The 16,996-nt window shown below is 34.5% G+C and carries 13 protein-coding genes; 9 read left to right on the forward strand and 4 right to left on the reverse strand.

From position 1 onward, the window contains the following. Window positions 1–539 precede the first annotated feature (539 nt). Window positions 540–1,718, forward strand: coding sequence for an alkaline phosphatase family protein (locus VB264_RS12050; protein WP_323249674.1), 1,179 nt, complete (start codon window positions 540–542; stop codon window positions 1,716–1,718). A 118-nt stretch (window positions 1,719–1,836) separates the two neighbouring features. On the opposite strand, the gene VB264_RS12055 is transcribed toward VB264_RS12050, so the two are convergent. From VB264_RS12055 to VB264_RS12065, 3 genes are all read right to left on the reverse strand, one after another. Next, window positions 1,837–2,283, reverse strand: coding sequence for a hypothetical protein (locus tag VB264_RS12055; RefSeq protein ID WP_323249675.1), 447 nt, complete (start codon window positions 2,281–2,283; stop codon window positions 1,837–1,839). Between the two features lie 202 nt (window positions 2,284–2,485). Then, window positions 2,486–3,637 carry a TIGR03364 family FAD-dependent oxidoreductase gene (locus tag VB264_RS12060; RefSeq protein ID WP_323249676.1) on the reverse strand — a complete coding sequence of 384 codons (1,152 nt, stop codon included), beginning with the start codon at window positions 3,635–3,637 and terminating at the stop codon, window positions 2,486–2,488. 84 nt (window positions 3,638–3,721) lie between these two features. Next, a complete protein-coding gene (locus tag VB264_RS12065; RefSeq protein WP_323249678.1) occupies window positions 3,722–4,504 on the reverse strand; it encodes an HAD hydrolase-like protein in 783 nt (260 codons plus the stop codon). Between the two features lie 227 nt (window positions 4,505–4,731). Between VB264_RS12065 and VB264_RS12070 the strand changes: the two genes are divergently transcribed. From VB264_RS12070 to VB264_RS12100, 7 genes are all read left to right on the forward strand, one after another. After that, entirely contained in the window at window positions 4,732–6,018 is a 1,287-nt protein-coding gene (locus tag VB264_RS12070; RefSeq protein WP_323249680.1) for a DUF5690 family protein, read from the forward strand. A gap of 228 nt (window positions 6,019–6,246) precedes the next feature. After that, entirely contained in the window at window positions 6,247–6,744 is a 498-nt protein-coding gene (locus VB264_RS12075; RefSeq protein ID WP_323249681.1) for a hypothetical protein, read from the forward strand. A gap of 102 nt (window positions 6,745–6,846) precedes the next feature. Further along, window positions 6,847–7,389, forward strand: coding sequence for a carboxymuconolactone decarboxylase family protein (locus VB264_RS12080; RefSeq protein ID WP_309915534.1), 543 nt, complete (start codon window positions 6,847–6,849; stop codon window positions 7,387–7,389). A 298-nt stretch (window positions 7,390–7,687) separates the two neighbouring features. After that, entirely contained in the window at window positions 7,688–10,981 is a 3,294-nt protein-coding gene (locus tag VB264_RS12085; RefSeq protein WP_323249685.1) for a SusC/RagA family TonB-linked outer membrane protein, read from the forward strand. A 73-nt stretch (window positions 10,982–11,054) separates the two neighbouring features. Beyond that, entirely contained in the window at window positions 11,055–12,533 is a 1,479-nt protein-coding gene (locus VB264_RS12090) for a SusD/RagB family nutrient-binding outer membrane lipoprotein (protein WP_323249687.1), read from the forward strand. A gap of 236 nt (window positions 12,534–12,769) precedes the next feature. Beyond that, a complete protein-coding gene (locus VB264_RS12095) occupies window positions 12,770–13,972 on the forward strand; it encodes a hypothetical protein (RefSeq protein WP_323249688.1) in 1,203 nt (400 codons plus the stop codon). Between the two features lie 48 nt (window positions 13,973–14,020). After that, window positions 14,021–14,596, forward strand: coding sequence for an HD domain-containing protein (locus VB264_RS12100; protein ID WP_323249690.1), 576 nt, complete (start codon window positions 14,021–14,023; stop codon window positions 14,594–14,596). Between the two features lie 81 nt (window positions 14,597–14,677). Here the strand turns inward: VB264_RS12100 and VB264_RS12105 are convergent, their stop codons facing one another. After that, a complete protein-coding gene (locus tag VB264_RS12105) occupies window positions 14,678–15,076 on the reverse strand; it encodes a DUF3244 domain-containing protein (RefSeq protein ID WP_323249693.1) in 399 nt (132 codons plus the stop codon). 373 nt (window positions 15,077–15,449) lie between these two features. Between VB264_RS12105 and VB264_RS12110 the strand changes: the two genes are divergently transcribed. Next, complete coding sequence (locus VB264_RS12110; protein ID WP_323249695.1) at window positions 15,450–16,841, forward strand: GH1 family beta-glucosidase; 1,392 nt, start codon at window positions 15,450–15,452, stop codon at window positions 16,839–16,841. Window positions 16,842–16,996 lie beyond the last annotated feature (155 nt).

The raw sequence follows: 16,996 nt of genomic DNA on the forward strand, positions 1-16,996 counted from the left end.
CAAAAGTATGTTGGTGAAAATTTTAAGAAACGGTCTTGGAAAACCGAAAATATCAATAATGGAATAAACTATATTCAAAAAAACTAACGCTACTTCTAAAAGGTTCAATTGTTGGTTAAATAGATTTAAAATACGCATTTTAATCCTAACAAAACTATGAATCAATATAGTTCAACAAACGAAATAAATGATGAACAACAGGTTTTCTAGGATAAATAACAATAATTCTGGTACCAATAAATAATGGTAAACTAAATTGACTATGTAAAAGTAAGGAGGGATAATATAAAAGTCAAGTATGTTTACTATTATTATTTTAGTACTTATATTTTTGGGGAATGTCTTATAACTATCAACTATTAATAGCAAAGGTCTATGGAAGAAATTTAAAAGTAACTAAAGACACATTTTTATTAATATTGGAGCATAAAGTATAATTTATTGTTAATATTTCAATAACTTTTTCACTAATATAAATTGCTACTTTTGATTCCTTTTTAAAGTATTCCCAACAGAAAATAGTTTCAAAAAAACAATAGATGAATATTTTACCCAATGCTTCAACCATGATTAGACTAATGGTGAGCGATTATGTTTTTCAAATAAGAAAAGTGTTAATGTTTTTTCCGAGAATACTGAAAAACGCTTTTGTATTAACTGCATTTGTTACGTTAGCTTTTTCGCAACAGGGTTTCTCACAACATAAAACAGAGAATATTTTTTTGATTACCACAGACGGCTTTCGTTGGGAAGAAGTATTTGGCGGGGTTGATTCCGTATTGTTGAATAATAAGGAATATACTAAAAATAAAGATAGGATAAAAGAAACCTTTTGGTCTGACACAGCCTCTGTGAGTCGCAAGAAAATAATGCCTTTTGTATGGAATACGATGGCTAAGCAAGGGCAATTGTACGGAAACCGCTGGGCTGGCAATAAAGTAAATGTAAAGAATCCTTATTGGTTTTCATATCCGGGCTATAATGAAATTCTGACGGGTTATGCTGATGATAAAGTGAATTCAAATGATAAAATTCTGAACGATAATATTACGGTTTTAGAGTTTCTGAACAATCAACCAAAATATAAAGGCAAAGTTGCTGCGTATTCTACTTGGGATGTTTTTCCTTATATTATTAACGAAAAAAGAAGCGGTATTCCTGTCAATAGCGGTAAAGAATTGGTAGAAGGCAATTTAACAGAAAAGGAAAAAATGTTGAATGAAATTCAAAGTAATTATCCAAGTTTGGCTAGTGACCGCCACGATTTTATTACGTATTATTTAGCTAAGGAATATATCAAAAAGAACAATCCAAATGTCTTCTTTTTGTCCTTTGATGAAACCGACGAATTTGCGCACGAAGCCAAATATGATGAATACCTTTTTGCTGCCAATACTGTTGATAAGTTCGTGGGTGATTTATGGAATTATTGCCAAAGCAACCCAAAGTATAAAGACAAAACCACTATTATTTTAACAACAGATCACGGACGTGGCAATAAAGTTAAAAGTCAGTGGACAAGCCACGGACAAAAAGTGCCAGATTGTTATGAAATTTGGTTTGGCGTTATCGGGCCAGATACTCCAGCCTTAGGAGAAATAAAAACAGAAGGTCAATTTTTCCAAAATCAGATAGCAAAGACATTGGCTAAATTCTTAGGATTTGATTTCCAGAATGGCAAAGAAATCGGAGAGGTAGTTAAACAAACAATGAAATAACACTCTTTTCTTTTATACAAAATCCCCTGATGAACGTCTCAAACGTGTTTATCAGGGGATTGTTTTTTTGGAAGTTGGGTTGGAATGTAAAAATATAACTAACCATAATTGCTTTCAATTATGGTTGATACAACTCGTAGTGTAAAATATAATTACCAAAATTTTCACTAGCTTTTACTTTGGGCGTAGCTACTAATGTTTGTGTTTGACCTGCAATGTAAACAAGTTTAAGCTTTTGTTTATAAGCAATATTGTCTAAAGTCATTGTTACAACCACCTCATCTCTATCACTAGTTTCTTTGATGGCATCAACTACTGTTTGTTCCACCACTACATCATCAATTTCTTTTTTGTAAACAGGTATACGTTTGTTGAAACTATCAAAAGTAATAATCTCTTTATTATCACTAGGCACTTGTTTACCATTAACGTCAGTGTAAATTAGGCGCCAAGACTTTAAAAAGTTTAATTCGGCAGGATAGGTACAACCACATTTGTCACTATCGCATGAGCTAATCGAAAATGTGATAACAAATAGAATGAAGAGTAAAACTGTTTTTTTCATGATGTCGTGAATTTAAGGTTTAATGCTAGTTTTAATAAATATAGAAGTTGTTTAATATTAGCAATATAACGTCTCTGAAGCGATGAAAATTGCCGAGGAAAGTTTGATATTTATCTGATAGTCAAAGATAAATAAAAAAACAAATAAATGTAGGATTGGTTAAACTAGCTATTCCCTAACAGATTTATTTTCACGAATACCCTTACTCAAAAATATCCTCAATTCGTTTACGGCTATAGCCTGCGGCGGTAGTCATCCCTTTGCCACCGATACCTGTTGAAATATAGATTTTATCTTCTATTTGGTATTCATACGAACCACCATCTGCCGTTTGAGAGTAATAGCCTGCCCAATAATTTTGAATTTTCCAGTTAGGCAAAGACATAATTCTTTTAGCTTCTTTCAAAATCAAATCATTTATCGACATATCAATGCCTAATGGCAATTTAGCGTTCTCGTGTACATCAGCATATTCGTGCGAGTCGCCAATGATGACTGAACCATTTAATGCCTGTTTGAAAAGAATATGAATACCCCACTCTTTATAAACTTTTTGCCATTCGGGTGTCTGAATATATTGATATGAATTGCATGATTTAAAGCTATCATAACGACGAATAGAAAGTCCAGACAGAATATTTCCATTCAATTTTAATTCTGGCAAAGGGTAGGTCTGCATCATATTCAGTTTGCAGATTTTCATACCGCTTTCATTGAAAATCTCAGGGAATAAAATTTTGAATTCATGACCATTACAAACAGCTACTTTATCGGCAAATAGCTTTTGATTAATGGCCGTGCTGATTTCACAAATACCATTCTTTATTTCACAACCGATAACGGCCGTATTGTTCATAAATACCAATCCAAAATCTTGGATAAGCATTTTCCTTACTTGATGAACCATCGTCCTAGGCTCTACAGAAACCTCTTCAGGAAAAAACAAACCACCTTTATAATATTCAGAATTCAGGTTAGGAAAGCGTTCATAACAAGATTTTCTAGAAAGTAGCGTAGAAGGATATTCTCTGATTTTAAATAATGCCCTAGCTTCCTCTAAAAGCAACATTTCTTCATCATCAGAAGCAAAATAGTATGAACCATTTTGACGGGCTGTAATATCAAATTTTGCCTGAATGTTCTTGTAAATACCTAACGACTCTCTACCATATTCAAACCAAGTATCTAAGGCTTGTCCAGAAGGCACTACCTGTCCGAAATTTCTAACCGTAGCTTCTATTGGTTCGGAATCTTTGTCTATCATTAATACAGATTTGCCTTGTGCTAAAGCATGATAAGCATGAAAAGTACCTACGTTTCCTGCTCCAATGACTATCAAATCATATTTTTTCATCGAATGGTTCTTAAAAAAGCGTATCTAAAAGCCAATTATATTTAGATAACGTTCTGTTGAATAGTGGTTTTATTGAGAATAGAATTATAGCAAGAAATTAAGTTTCTTTAAGAATGGGAATGGCGTATCGCTCTCCAAGCGCTCATTTTCAATGTTTTCAATAATTTCTTTGATGTCTGAAACTTTGTTCAATAGTCCATCATTTCTGTGGATACTCAATTGTTGACGAGTGTGTGTACCATTGGTTACACCCAACGACATTCTGCATCCAGCCCGTACACCTGATTTTAAATCAGAGGGCGTATCACCAATATTGATGACCCTGTTAGCATCAGATACATTCAATACCTGAATCGCTTTTTGAATCATAAAGGGTTCTGGGCGACCTTTCTGTACTTCATCTGAAGCAATAGAAAGCTGGATTATTGTATTTTCGTTGCCAACGTAATTATTATTCAAACCATCAAGCCAGCCTAATTTTTGTAAGATAATGTTGGTTACTTTTCTATAAAAACCTGTAGTAAGAGCAATTTTTATTTTTTTACTTTTGAGATAATCAAATATTTCCAAGCACCCTTCTGTAGGATAAATATCATTGTTGATATAATGATTCTCTAAAATTTCGCAAAAAGTATGGTATGAATTATTCACAAATTCACGCAGATCAGGATGATTATCACCAATCATTTCCGACCATAATAATTCAAAAACATATTTTTTAGAATACCCCTGTAGTGCCAGAACACGTTCGGGCGATACGGTTAAACCAGTTTGTGTAGCGGCTTCAATAAAGCACATTTCTACCTCATGGCGATCTTGAACGGTTGTTCCCGCCATATCAAAAGTGACTAATTCAATGAGTGACATTTAATGTTGGATTTAGTGACAACCAAAGCTTTAATTATGAAAATTACGATACTATCTGAGTGTCATTTTTAATGAAATCAAAGATAAGTAGTCTCATTTTAACCATACGTTAAATCTTGATTAAGGCTTTGTAAAATGCTGATTTTTAGGTGTTTTTGTTCGTAATGTTGTGATTAAAAAGTCATCTTTTAGCATAAAGTATATACTGAAAGAGATGTTTTTCGTCCATGAACAAACTAGAAAATTTTCTTCAGCGCCAATCTCAAATATTTCTTGCCATCTATTTAGGCATAGCCGCTTTCAGTACTTATTTCTGTATGTATGCTTTCAGAAAACCCTTTACTGCTGGTGATTTTCACGACGTTACTTTGTTAGGAATAGATTATAAAATTGTGTTGGTTATATCGCAAGTGTTGGGATATGCAACTGCCAAAGGTTTGGGTATCAAAATAGTATCAGAAGTGAAGCCCCATCAAAGAGCCAAATACATTGTAGGCATGATTCTATTTGCTGAACTCAACTTGTTGCTGTTTGGATTAGTATCCCCTCCGTACAATTGGGCATTCTTGTATTTCAATGGCTTAGGCTTAGGAATGGTCTATGGCTTAGTGTTTAGTTTTTTAGAAGGCCGACAAATCACTGAGATTTTAGGAGCTGGTTTGGCAGTGAGTTTTATTGTAGCATCTGGTATGGTAAAATCTATCGGGAAGTATTTTATTAATGTGGGTGTGAACGAATATTGGATGCCTTTCTTGACAGGGTTAACGTTTTTTCCACTATTACTGATATCAGTTTATGCCATGTCTATTGCTCCTAAACCAAGTAAAGTAGATGAAAACGAACGGTCGGAACGCTTACCTATGAATACACAAGACAGAAAGAATTTCTTGAAAAAACATGGTTTTGGACTAATAGCTTTAATTACGATATATGTTTTGATGACCATCCTCAGAGACATCAGGGATAACTTTGGCGTAGAAATCTGGCGAGAGATTGGTGTAACGAATGCTTCTATCTTTGCCAAAACAGAATCTTTGATAGGATTAGTAATTTGTGCTTTTACTGCTTTCATGTATTTTGTGAAGAATCATAAACAAGCTTTTTGGTTGAATCATTTGATGATTTTTGCAGGAGTAATCTTGATACTGATTGCTACCTTATCTTTTTTAAATCATACCATCTCACCGTTTTGGTGGTCTGTTTATTTAGGAATAGGCTTATATATGGCTTATGTGCCTTTTAACGGAATGCTTTTCGACCGTCTCTTGGCTGTATTGAAAGAAAAAGCCAATGTAGGATTTTTATTTTACTTAGCCGATTTTAGTGGATATGTAGGCAGTGTGGTGATTTTGATTTACCAAAACTTTGGGACTAAAAATACATCGTGGTTGAACTTATTGACTGATTTATCCTTGTTTTTACCGTTGATTTCAATGGTATTAATTATTATTTCCTTCTTTTATTTTAATCGAAAGTTAACCTCAGATTCTTCTGCTACAGTGCTTAGTATATAAGGAATGGAGCAACTAAAACGACATAATTCAAAAGAATATTTGTAAGCTACCCGTCGCAGTTTAAATATATTATTCACTAAATCACTCATTCACTAAATCGCTCAATTACTTAAACCCAAAAATGCTAACAAATATTAAGATTTTTATATAAATTTGATTGCTCAATAAGGTATCTAAGTTGTGAGAAAAATCATAAGCATATCTTTTCTTTGTCTTTTGCTGTACAATATGTTCAGCACAGGCATTGTATTGCTTTGTTTTGACAAAGAATATGCTTCTGCAACTCCGTATGAGGCAAATGATGAATTTTTAGAATTAAAAGTTCCGATTTCACTACCTTATACCTCCGACTTCCATAATACATCACCCACAGAAGCTTTAATTCAATACAAAGGGGAATTTTATAACGTTATCGAACAACGTTATGAAAATGATACGTTGATTACTAAAATCAAAACCAATCAATCTGCCAGAGAACGATTTGCATCCTTAGCAGATGAAATCAATACGGTGTTGGCTCGTAATCATTCTGACAAACAATCACCGCTCAAAAAAGCGTTAGAGTTATGTAAATCACTATCGGTTACTTATATTCAGAATAACGGAATGAACCTTGCTCAATACCAATATACATTGGATGCAGGTACAATCAACTCTTTTTCTTACGAAGTCCACCTTCCTACGGATTATAGTCAGTCCTTTTTTACCCCTCCCGAATTGTCTTAGTGTTCAATGATTTTTACCATTGTGTCTTTAGATACCTTGGTAATAGTTGCTGTGTATACAGCAACTGATTCTTACTTTCCATCAATCAAAGAAAATCAACTAATGGCACATATAACACTTACCAATCCTAATCTGCCTGGCATGACAGGATTATTAGATTATAGCAAAGTAACGGCAGTACCTTTATTAAACTTGGCAGAAGCGTTATTACGCAGCGACTCAAGTTTGAGTAGCGTAGAATGCGAATTGATAGCAGCTCATGTCTCATATTTAAACGATTGTCATTTTTGTCATTCTTCACATGCTGCAACAGCCGTGGCTCATTTGGGATGTGATGCTAGCTTGATAGACGACATCAAAGATAACTTTGCTTCAACACCCATTTCTCCGAAACTCAGGGCCTTGTTAGATATTGCTACCAAAGTTCAAATAGGAGGGAAGAACGTATTGCCCGAGGATATTGCTAAGGCGCGGGAACATAACGCAACTGACCGTGAAATACATGATACAGTATTAATAGCAGCGGCATTCTGTATGTATAATCGTTATGTAGATGGCTTAGGCACGTGGGCTCCACAACAAAAAGAAGAATATCTTGAAATGGGACAAGAAGTAGCTTTAATGGGTTACGAACGTCAGCATTAGTCTTATATTATAAAAGGATAAAATTTCCGCCTTTCATGGTTTTTCTATTAAAAGACGAAAATTTTATCCTTCATTTCAACAAACGCTTCCATAATATGAGTGACGAAAGGATGCTTGAGTAGGCTCAAACCATCAATTTGTCTCTTTTTTACCTTCCCCTAATATTCCCCTAACAATACTCACGATAATGAGTGTTGATTGCTCTCTATTCTTCATGTATTGATAACGCTACCCTAAAGTTGTAGTTAAAGCAAGGTTTTACTTTTGCGAGGAATTAAAAAACCTTACTCACATCCACATGAAAAACATTTTACGAATTGGATTCAAAAGGAATATTACATTGTCTGCGAACATGATGTTCATGGCTGTAATGTTTCTTTTCTTGTCGTTCGTTACTAATGCCCAAGAACGCACTGTTACGGGTAAAGTGACTGACGCTACAGACAACACTCCTATTGCAGGAGTATCGATAAGAATTAAAGGTTCTGGCAAAGGAACAATGACTAATGCTGATGGCACTTATAAAATTGCTACTGCAGCTTCTGCTACTTTGCAATTTACATTTGTTGGTTATTCAAACCAAGAGGTAGCAGTTGGTGCAAAATCAGTCATTAATGTAAACCTTTTAGCAGATACTAAACAGATTGAAGAGGTTGTAGTAACGGCGCTAGGGATTTCTAAAGAAAAAAGAAGTTTGACGAATGCTATCCAAACTGTACAAGGTGTGGATTTAACGAAAGCACGTGAGCCAAACTCTATCAACTCATTAACTGGTAAAGTAGCAGGTTTGACGGTTGGTCCATCGGCTGAATTATTAGGTCGCCCGAATGTTGTGTTAAGAGGTAACACAGATATTTTGTATGTAGTAGATGGTGTACCTATCAACTCTGATACTTGGAATATATCTGCTGACGATATCGAAACATACTCAGTATTGAAAGGTGCTAACGCTGCCGCTCTTTATGGTTTCAGAGGAAAAAATGGTGCTATTATAATCACTACTAAAAAAGGTACTAAAGATAAACGTGGTTTCTCGGTTGAGTTTAATTCTTCGACTATGATAGAGAGTGGTTTCAACACCATACCAAGAGTACAAGACCTATATGGCCCAGGTGACCACGGGCAATATTCATTCGTAGATGGTAGAGGGGGAGGATCAAACGATGGTGACTATGATATTTGGGGACCAAAATTTGACCCAACTGGTCAGAAAAAAATCGCTCAATACGATTCACCAGTCGATCCAGCTACAGGAAAACGTATTCCTACGGCTTGGACAGCTCGTGGTGCTAATAACTTGACACGTTTTTTACGTGATGCTGTTTTAACAAACAACAATATTTCGGTAGCAAGTAGTAATGATAAAATGGATATTCGTTTTTCATTATCACATAATTATCAAAAAGGTATTGTCCCTAACACACAATTGAATACTGCTAACTTCAATATTTCTACGAAGTATAGATTCTCTAATAAATTAACATTTGACGCTAACCTTAACTACAACCGTCAATCTACACCAAATATTCCAGATGTAAATTATGGACCAAACTCATTGATTTATAACATGGTAATTTGGGGAGGTGCAGACTGGAGCGTTGACGATATGCGCAATTACTGGCAAGCAGGTAAAGAAGGTAGCCAGCAAATTTATGCTGAATATCAGCGTTATAACAACCCTTACTTTGTGGCTTATGAATGGTTGAGAAGTCATTATAAAAATGATATTTACGGATATGCTTCTTTAGACTATAAAATCAATAATTATCTAAGCATTACGGGTCGTACTTCTATTACAACTTATGACATTTTCCGTTCAGAAAAATTCCCTTATTCTGCTACAGTGTATGGTCGTGAAGAAGCAAAAGGAGATTACCGTGAAGACAAACGTACATTGTTTGAAAACAACACAGACGTTTTAATTAAGTTTGATAAGAAAATTGCAAACGATTTTGATGTAAAAGTATGGGGAGGAGGAAACATCCGTACATTCAAATACAATTCAAGTTATGTAACTACCGACTATTTGAATACGCCAGGTGTTTATACTTTTGCTAACTCTTTGAGACCCGTAAAAGCATATAGTTATTTGTCTGACATGGAAGTACAAAGTGCTTATTACTCAGCAGATATTTCATATAAAGGATTAGTTACTTTATCTACAACTGGTCGTTTAGATTATCTTTCTACTTTACCAAAAGGAAATAACAAATTCTTTTATCCATCAGTAGGTTTAAGTACAGTAGTTTCTGACTATGTGAAATTTCCTGAAGTTGTTTCTTTTGTAAAATTACGTACTAGTTATGCTAACGTAAAAGACGGTTTAACCCAGTCAACAATTGGTTCAACACCAGGTGCTAGCTCTCCATTAAGTTACGGTTCAGGATACAATTCTTCTTATGATGGGCCAACTTATGGTAACTCTGTAGGTTATGGAATCAGTCCGTCTTACAATATCCTTCCGGGTGCTACATTCTCTGATAAGTTGAATAATCCATCTTTAAAACCAAATACTTCAGAGCAAATAGAAGCAGGTGTAGAAGTAAGCTTATTGAAAAACAGATTCTCTGCGGATGTTACTTACTTTACTTCAAACGATGGTCCAAGAATTTTTAACCGTGATTTATCACAAACTACAGGTTATACTTCAGCTATCGTGAATGGTATCTTAACAAAGAAAACAGGTTGGGAAGTTACTTTAAAAGGAACACCTTTAAGACGTAACAATTTCTCATGGGATGTAATGTTTAACTGGTCAACATTCAAAGAGACTTTGCAAGAAGTATATAACGAAAACGGTATCAAAATTGATAAATTAGCTTCTGATTATTTTGTAAGTGGAAATGAGAAATCTCAGTTTATCAACATTGGAGACAGAATAGATAAAGTTTTTGTTAAGACTTTCCAAAGAACAGCAGATGGACAAATTATCAATGATGCTGGTGGTCGTCCGATAGTTAATAATGCTGCTGCATTTGTGGGATATGCTAATCCAGATTACGTTTGGGGTATCAACAACAAAGTAAAATATAAAAACTGGTCATTATCTTTCCAATTTGATGGTCGTGTAGGTGGAACAATTGAAGACTATATTCGTAAGCAAACATTCCGTGGAGGTCGTCATATCGAAACTACACAAGGAGCTTATGGAATAGCTCGTGACTTTGATGCACAAGGTATCAAATCTTACATAGGTGAAGGCGTAATGATTACAGAAGGAACACCAACTTATGATTCACATACAGGTTTAATCGAAAATTACTCTCAGCTAAAGTTTGCTCCAAACACTATTAAAACTTATGCTCAAGACTATATCAGTAGATATAACGGAACTGCTGAAGGTAACTTAATGAGTAAGACTTTCTCAAAATTACGTGAGGTAACATTAGGATATTCTTTACCACAGTCTATGTTAAGAAAAACTTTCTTCAAACAAGCTTCAGTATCGTTAGTAGGTCGTAATTTATTCTACTTTATCGATAGCAAACATGATGGCGTTGACTTAGACCAATTCACAGGGTTGAATGCTACATCTGGTTTACAAACACCAACGATGAAGCGTTATGGTATCAATATCAATATTGTATTTTAAATAATCCTCTTGAACAATCCTCTTGCTTTATACTTATCCTAAAAGCAAGAGGATAATACAATCGAAAATTCTCATGAAAAAATATATTTTCTCATTTCTAATCCTTACGCTTTTAGCAAGCTGTAGCGATTACCAATTGTTGGAGAAAAACCCCAACTTACCAACGTCAGTACCTTCTTCTATTATTCTTAGAAGTGTGTTGAACGGAATGAACGAAGGCGCTTGGGATGACAATATGCGTAACAACCAGTTTTACTGTTCAAATTATGCTTATTACGATACTAATGAGTATAACTGGCAAAATGCTTCTTTGCAATTTACTACTTTGAAAAACGTAGTGAAATTAGAAGAAGAAGCCCTGAAAAGTGGAGCAAAAGCATTGAACCCATATTCGGCTTTGGGTAAATTTTTAAGAGCTTACTCTTATACAAATATGACTTTAAGAGTAGGTGATTTACCAGTAAAGGATGCTTTAAAAGGAAGTGAGGTCGATAAACCAAAATATGATACGCAGAAAGATGTATTCATCCAAGTGTTGAAGTGGTTAGAAGACGCTAATACAGACTTAGCTGCTTTGATAGTTGCAGGAGATAGATCTTTAGATGGGGATATTTATTATGCGGGTGATTTAAGAAAATGGCAAAAAGCTGTTAATACTTTTAGATTAAGAGTATTGATTCACCTAAGCAAAAAAGCTGACGATGCAGATTTGAAAGTAAAACAAGATTTCTCGGCTATCATTGCTAACCCTACTAAATACCCTTTGATGACAGATTTATCAGAGTCTTTACAGTATGTTTGGAGTGTAAACAACAAATATCCACGTAACCCTGACAACTTAGGTAATAATGCTACGCGTGAGAATATGGCTAAAACATATATCGACTTGTTGAAAAACAACAATGACCCACGCCTTTTTGTAGTAGCAGAACCAGCATCAGCACAAATAGCTAAGGGCTTGAAAGCAACCGATGTTGAAGCTTATGTAGGGGCAAGTTCTGGGGAGGATTTGGCAGATATGTCATCTAAGGCTGGTCGTGGAGAATATTCATTCCAAAGTCGTGCTCGTTATTATAGCTCTTATACAGGCGAGAATACATTTTTAGTATCTTATCCAGAAATGTGTTTCAACATTGCAGAAGCAATCAATCAAGGTTGGGTTAATGGCAATGCTCAAGATTGGTACGAGCGTGGCGTTAAAGCTTCGATGGCGTTCTACGGTATTACTGATGCTACAGCTTATTTAGCACAAGCTTCGGTAAAATATGCAGGAAACAATGCTACGGGTTTAACCCAAATCTTGAGTCAGAAATATATTGCATTCTTCCAAAACTCTGGTTATGAAGCTTATTTCAACTGGAGAAGAACAGGTGTGCCAACTTTCTTAGTTGGTGCGGGAACCGGAAATGGAACAAAAATTCCTTTGCGTTTTTTATATCCACAGTCTGAACAATCGACAAATACTCAAAACCTTGTAGAAGCCTTAACTCGTCAGTTTGGAGTTGGAATTCAAGGAGAAAATATCAATGCATCGATGTGGCTTATTAAATAATAAAATACACGATTTATCTATTCTGAAGAAGTAGTGTGTCAAATTATAATGATTGATTGATATTTTTAGTTTTACATTATTAATATTAAATGTCAATCAATCACTATAATAAACCTAATTAGGTGAAATTTACTACTCCGTGTGTGCATGTGCACGCATGTTATACAAAAAAACAATTTAATAACATTCATACACATTATCTATAAATATCCTATCAAACATTAATTAAAACTATTATGAAAACTACAAAAATTAAATCTATTCTTACATCTACAGTTCTATGCTTTCTATTTGCAACATTACTGATGAGTTGTAAAGAGACCTTCCTAGAAGAAGGTGTTAATATTAAAAAAACATCAACTAGTAATAATGAAATTACCCTTGAGGGCAACTATTTATCATTTAAGGATAGTGAGGATTTCGTAAATACACTTACATATGTATCAACTAATGGACTAGATAGTAGATTAAATAGTTTGAATAAAAAAGGTTTTAAATCACTAAATTCTATTTACATTGACTTATTAAATGAATATAAATTAACAAAAAAACTTTCATCGGAGTCTGAAATAGAACCAGAAGAGGTTTTTTTTGAAAAGCAATCAAAAAAATATAATAATGCTTTCTTGATAAAGAGAGGAGAGATAATACCAAATACGTTTAATTTAGCCGCACAATTTTTGGTCAATAAGGACAGAATAGTCAAAATTGGAGGATTCATTTATCAATTTGATTATGATACACTAAGAATAATAAAAACAAATTCTTTAAAGAAGGACTTATCTAGTATTTCTAATTATAAAATTTCTAATGAACAAGTAGATGTTAAACCTATTAAAAGGGAAAGCTTAGTTCCTAGTACGGTTATTACAGAACAAGGCAATGATAAGAAAAACTTGTCATTGTTTAAAACAAGTACAACAACCTCTGGAGACATATTATTTGGTAATATAATTGAAACAGGGTTTATGTATATGTATTTTAATTCCACAGTTCGTTGTAGAATAGAAAATTTAACATTAGCTTTTGCTGATTGTGAATACGTAGAAAGTAATGGACACGGACCAGTAGGAAGTGATTATGTATGTTATGGAGGTTACCAATACGTCCAATTATTACAACTATCAATGGCTCATGGATTGAGGCATGAAAATATATGGGGAGTAAATGATTTTGAATCGTACCCATCAGCTATTTTAGAAATGAAGGCTCAGGGATATTTTTCAGATAATATTGTATCCGGAACTATTCCTGTTAATCTTTATTCAGGTTATGCAAATGAGAATATTCAACAGCAAATTAGTAATACTTATATTATTAATGAAAGAAAAAATATTTATAATTTCCCCGTGTTTAGAGGACAGATTATGTTTTCAGCAAAAGTAAGAGACTTAACAGATTCAAACGGAAATCAAAAAAATATCACACTAACTTTTTGATACTAATTTAAGAATACAGTTATAATACAATAACAGGCTTATCAACCTATGACAATCTCTGAATCTATCCTTCGTCAAAGACTTGATTCTATCTTTGGTCTTTATGAAATCAATGGTGCTGACGAATACGTTGGCGAGCCACTGACCATCCTTGAGCATAGCTTTCAATCTGCCATGTTAGCAGAAGAGGAGGGGTATGACGAAGAAGTAGTCTTGGCGGCTTTCTTTCATGACATTGGGCATTTTCTTCCTAATAGAAATGAAATGAATGGTTTAGGAAATATCAGGCATGAAATAGCGGGAGCAAATTTCCTTTACAAAAATGGCTTTTCTAATAGAATAGCATTGCTCGTGAGAAATCACGTAGAAGCCAAAAGGTATCTGACTTTCAAATATCCTGACTATTACCATAAATTATCAGAAGCCAGCAAGAAAACATTGGAGTATCAAGGAGGTGTAATGACTGAAGAGGAAGCAAAAATATTTGAAAAGATGCCTCTTTTTGATTTATACCTCAGAATGAGAGATTGGGATGATAAAGCGAAAGAAGTAGATTTTGAAAAGCCATCTTTAGAGAAATATAAGCAAATGGCTTGGAAACATATTGGTTATCGATTGAATTAGATTTCCATTAATAACACAAAAGGCTGTCAGATTTCTGGCAGCCTTTTGTGTTATTAATGGTGGGTATAGGTGTTTTTGATATTATTCCACTACGATTGTTCTTGTTACCTCTTGTGGTTTAGCAGCGTTAATATTGATTGTACGAGTGATTTTTTCAGTACCATCCGTAATTTCTACAGAATAAGTACCGTCGTTTAATGCTTGTAAATCGAATTTACCATGATACGAACGAGCACTCTTTGCGATTCTTTCATTGTGTATTACTTTACCGTCTTTGTCTTTGATGGTAACAGTAACCGCTTTACCCACCACTTTGTCCAATGTAAGGTGCATATCTAAAGTTCCCACGCTTTGGTACATGCCGATAGCGAAGTTGTTAGTTTTGTTAGCATTTACATTAGTTTCCCCAGCGATAGGGTTAGCAAAAATAGAAGAAGTAGTTAAAGTGGCGATAGCGATAATTTGAGCAAAAGTTTTCATTTTCTGATTTGTTTAGATACGGTTAAAATTATGATTATCTAGAGGTTAAACACCTGTTTGTTAATTGATTATGATGTTCATTTGTTAGATTGTTGATTCAAAATTAGCAGATGGAGTGATAGTTTCAATAGAAAAAGGAATGGTCGGTTGGCGGAATTGATAAACGGTGATTTTGATATGATGAGTATAAAATATAAACAAAGGAAGAATGGTTTTGACTATTCCGTTTGTCTGAGATAGAACCAAATTAATTTTAAGAGATAGAATAATAGAAAATATGTTAGATGAAGCGTAATAAAAGCTTAACCTAAAAATTTAACATAACTTTAACGAATTTTATACTTACTTTTGCATCCCAAAATTTTAAGTGTAAATGCAAGATAATCAATATATTAGTCCGTCAACCATTGTAGTATCTCAGGAAAATGTTTTTTCAAAAGATGCTTTTGGGAAAGATTTTGCTTGGGGTGTAGCGATGGCTTCTTTTCAAAACGAAGGTGCGTGGGATAAGGATGGTAAAGGAGAATCTATCTGGGATAAGTTTTCTCATAAAAAGAATAAAATCAAAGACCATCAGAATGCAAAAGTCGCATGCGATTTCTATCATCGCTTTGAAGAAGATATTTTATTAGCAAAATCTCTCAATTTCAATACATTTCGTTTTTCAATGGCTTGGACACGTATATTGCCTCATGGTATTGGCAAAGTGAATCAGGCTGGTTTAGAGTTCTATCATCAGGTAATAGACTGTTGTCTTGAGAATGGTTTGGAGCCTTATGTTACTTTGTACCACTGGGATTTACCTCAATCTTTAGAAGATAAGGGCGGATGGACAAACAGGGATATTATCGACTGGTTTTCGGATTATTGTGAGGTAGTCACGCGCGAATTTGCTTCAAAGGTAAAGTATTGGATAGTTCTGAATGAGCCAGCAGGTTTTACAGGCTTGGGCTACATGACGGGCTACCATGCTCCGGGGCGATTGGGTATGCGAAACTTCTTGCCAGCAGTACACCATGCAGCGATGTGTCAAGCTGAGGGAGGAAGAATTATCCGTAAGAATGTACCCGATGCGGTAATTGGCACCACTTTCTCATGCTCCTTTATTGAGCCTTATACCAATGCTGAGAGCGATATAAAAGCCGCTAAACGTATAGACGCTTTGTTGAATAGGTTATTTCTTGAACCTACTTTGGGTTTGGGTTATCCTGTACATGAGTTGCCTTTTCTTCAAAACATGGTTAAAAAGTATGTTCATGCAGGTGATATGGAGAAATTACAATTCGATTTCGACTTCATTGGCGTGCAAAACTATTTTAAATTGGTCGTAAAAGGTGCTTTTTGGATACCTTACTTAAAAGCACTTGAAGTAAAGCCTAAAGCTCGTAACGTAGAAAGTGTAACAGATATGGGGTGGGAAATTTCGCCTGATGGGATGTATAATATTTTGAAGCAATTTGCTGAATACAAAAATATTAAGCAAATAATTGTGACAGAAAACGGAGCGGCATTTAAAGATGAATTATCTGACGGAAATATTGATGATAACGACCGAGTAACATTCTACCAAAGCTATTTACAGCATATCCTGAAAGCTAAACAAGATGGCGTAAAAGTAAATGGTTATTTGGCTTGGACACTCACCGATAATTTTGAATGGACGGAAGGTTATAAACCCAGATTCGGTTTAGTTCATATTGACTTCAAAACACAACAAAGGACAGTGAAGAAATCTGGGAAGTGGTTTAGGGAGTTTTTGAGTTAGATTTGAGCTATTAGCTGTGAGCTATGAGAATTATCCCTAGCGAGGGACTTAAGTCCTACTGATTACCCATAAGTATTGATGTTATATATTTCTTTAATAGTTTGAAATTTTTGGAATCCTCTCCACAGTGTAACACATCCCAAGGGTCTGTTTTT

Origin of the sequence: Arcicella aquatica (assembly GCF_034928825.1) — a bacterium.
Lineage (GTDB): Bacteria > Bacteroidota > Bacteroidia > Cytophagales > Spirosomataceae > Arcicella > Arcicella aquatica.

Bases quoted from the DNA above. Each gene is read 5' to 3' on its own strand.
- VB264_RS12070 (WP_323249680.1), top strand. From the start codon at position 4,732: ATGAACAAACTAGAAAATTTTCTTCAGCGCCAATCTCAAATATTTCTT.
- VB264_RS12085 (WP_323249685.1), top strand. From the start codon at position 7,688: ATGAAAAACATTTTACGAATTGGATTCAAAAGGAATATTACATTGTCT.
- VB264_RS12110 (WP_323249695.1), top strand. From the start codon at position 15,450: ATGCAAGATAATCAATATATTAGTCCGTCAACCATTGTAGTATCTCAG.
- VB264_RS12060 (WP_323249676.1), bottom strand. From the start codon at position 3,637: ATGAAAAAATATGATTTGATAGTCATTGGAGCAGGAAACGTAGGTACT.
- VB264_RS12055 (WP_323249675.1), bottom strand. From the start codon at position 2,283: ATGAAAAAAACAGTTTTACTCTTCATTCTATTTGTTATCACATTTTCG.
- VB264_RS12090 (WP_323249687.1), top strand. From the start codon at position 11,055: ATGAAAAAATATATTTTCTCATTTCTAATCCTTACGCTTTTAGCAAGC.
- VB264_RS12095 (WP_323249688.1), top strand. From the start codon at position 12,770: ATGAAAACTACAAAAATTAAATCTATTCTTACATCTACAGTTCTATGC.
- VB264_RS12050 (WP_323249674.1), top strand. From the start codon at position 540: ATGAATATTTTACCCAATGCTTCAACCATGATTAGACTAATGGTGAGC.
- VB264_RS12080 (WP_309915534.1), top strand. From the start codon at position 6,847: ATGGCACATATAACACTTACCAATCCTAATCTGCCTGGCATGACAGGA.
- VB264_RS12065 (WP_323249678.1), bottom strand. From the start codon at position 4,504: ATGTCACTCATTGAATTAGTCACTTTTGATATGGCGGGAACAACCGTT.
- VB264_RS12075 (WP_323249681.1), top strand. From the start codon at position 6,247: ATGTTCAGCACAGGCATTGTATTGCTTTGTTTTGACAAAGAATATGCT.
- VB264_RS12100 (WP_323249690.1), top strand. From the start codon at position 14,021: ATGACAATCTCTGAATCTATCCTTCGTCAAAGACTTGATTCTATCTTT.
- VB264_RS12105 (WP_323249693.1), bottom strand. From the start codon at position 15,076: ATGAAAACTTTTGCTCAAATTATCGCTATCGCCACTTTAACTACTTCT.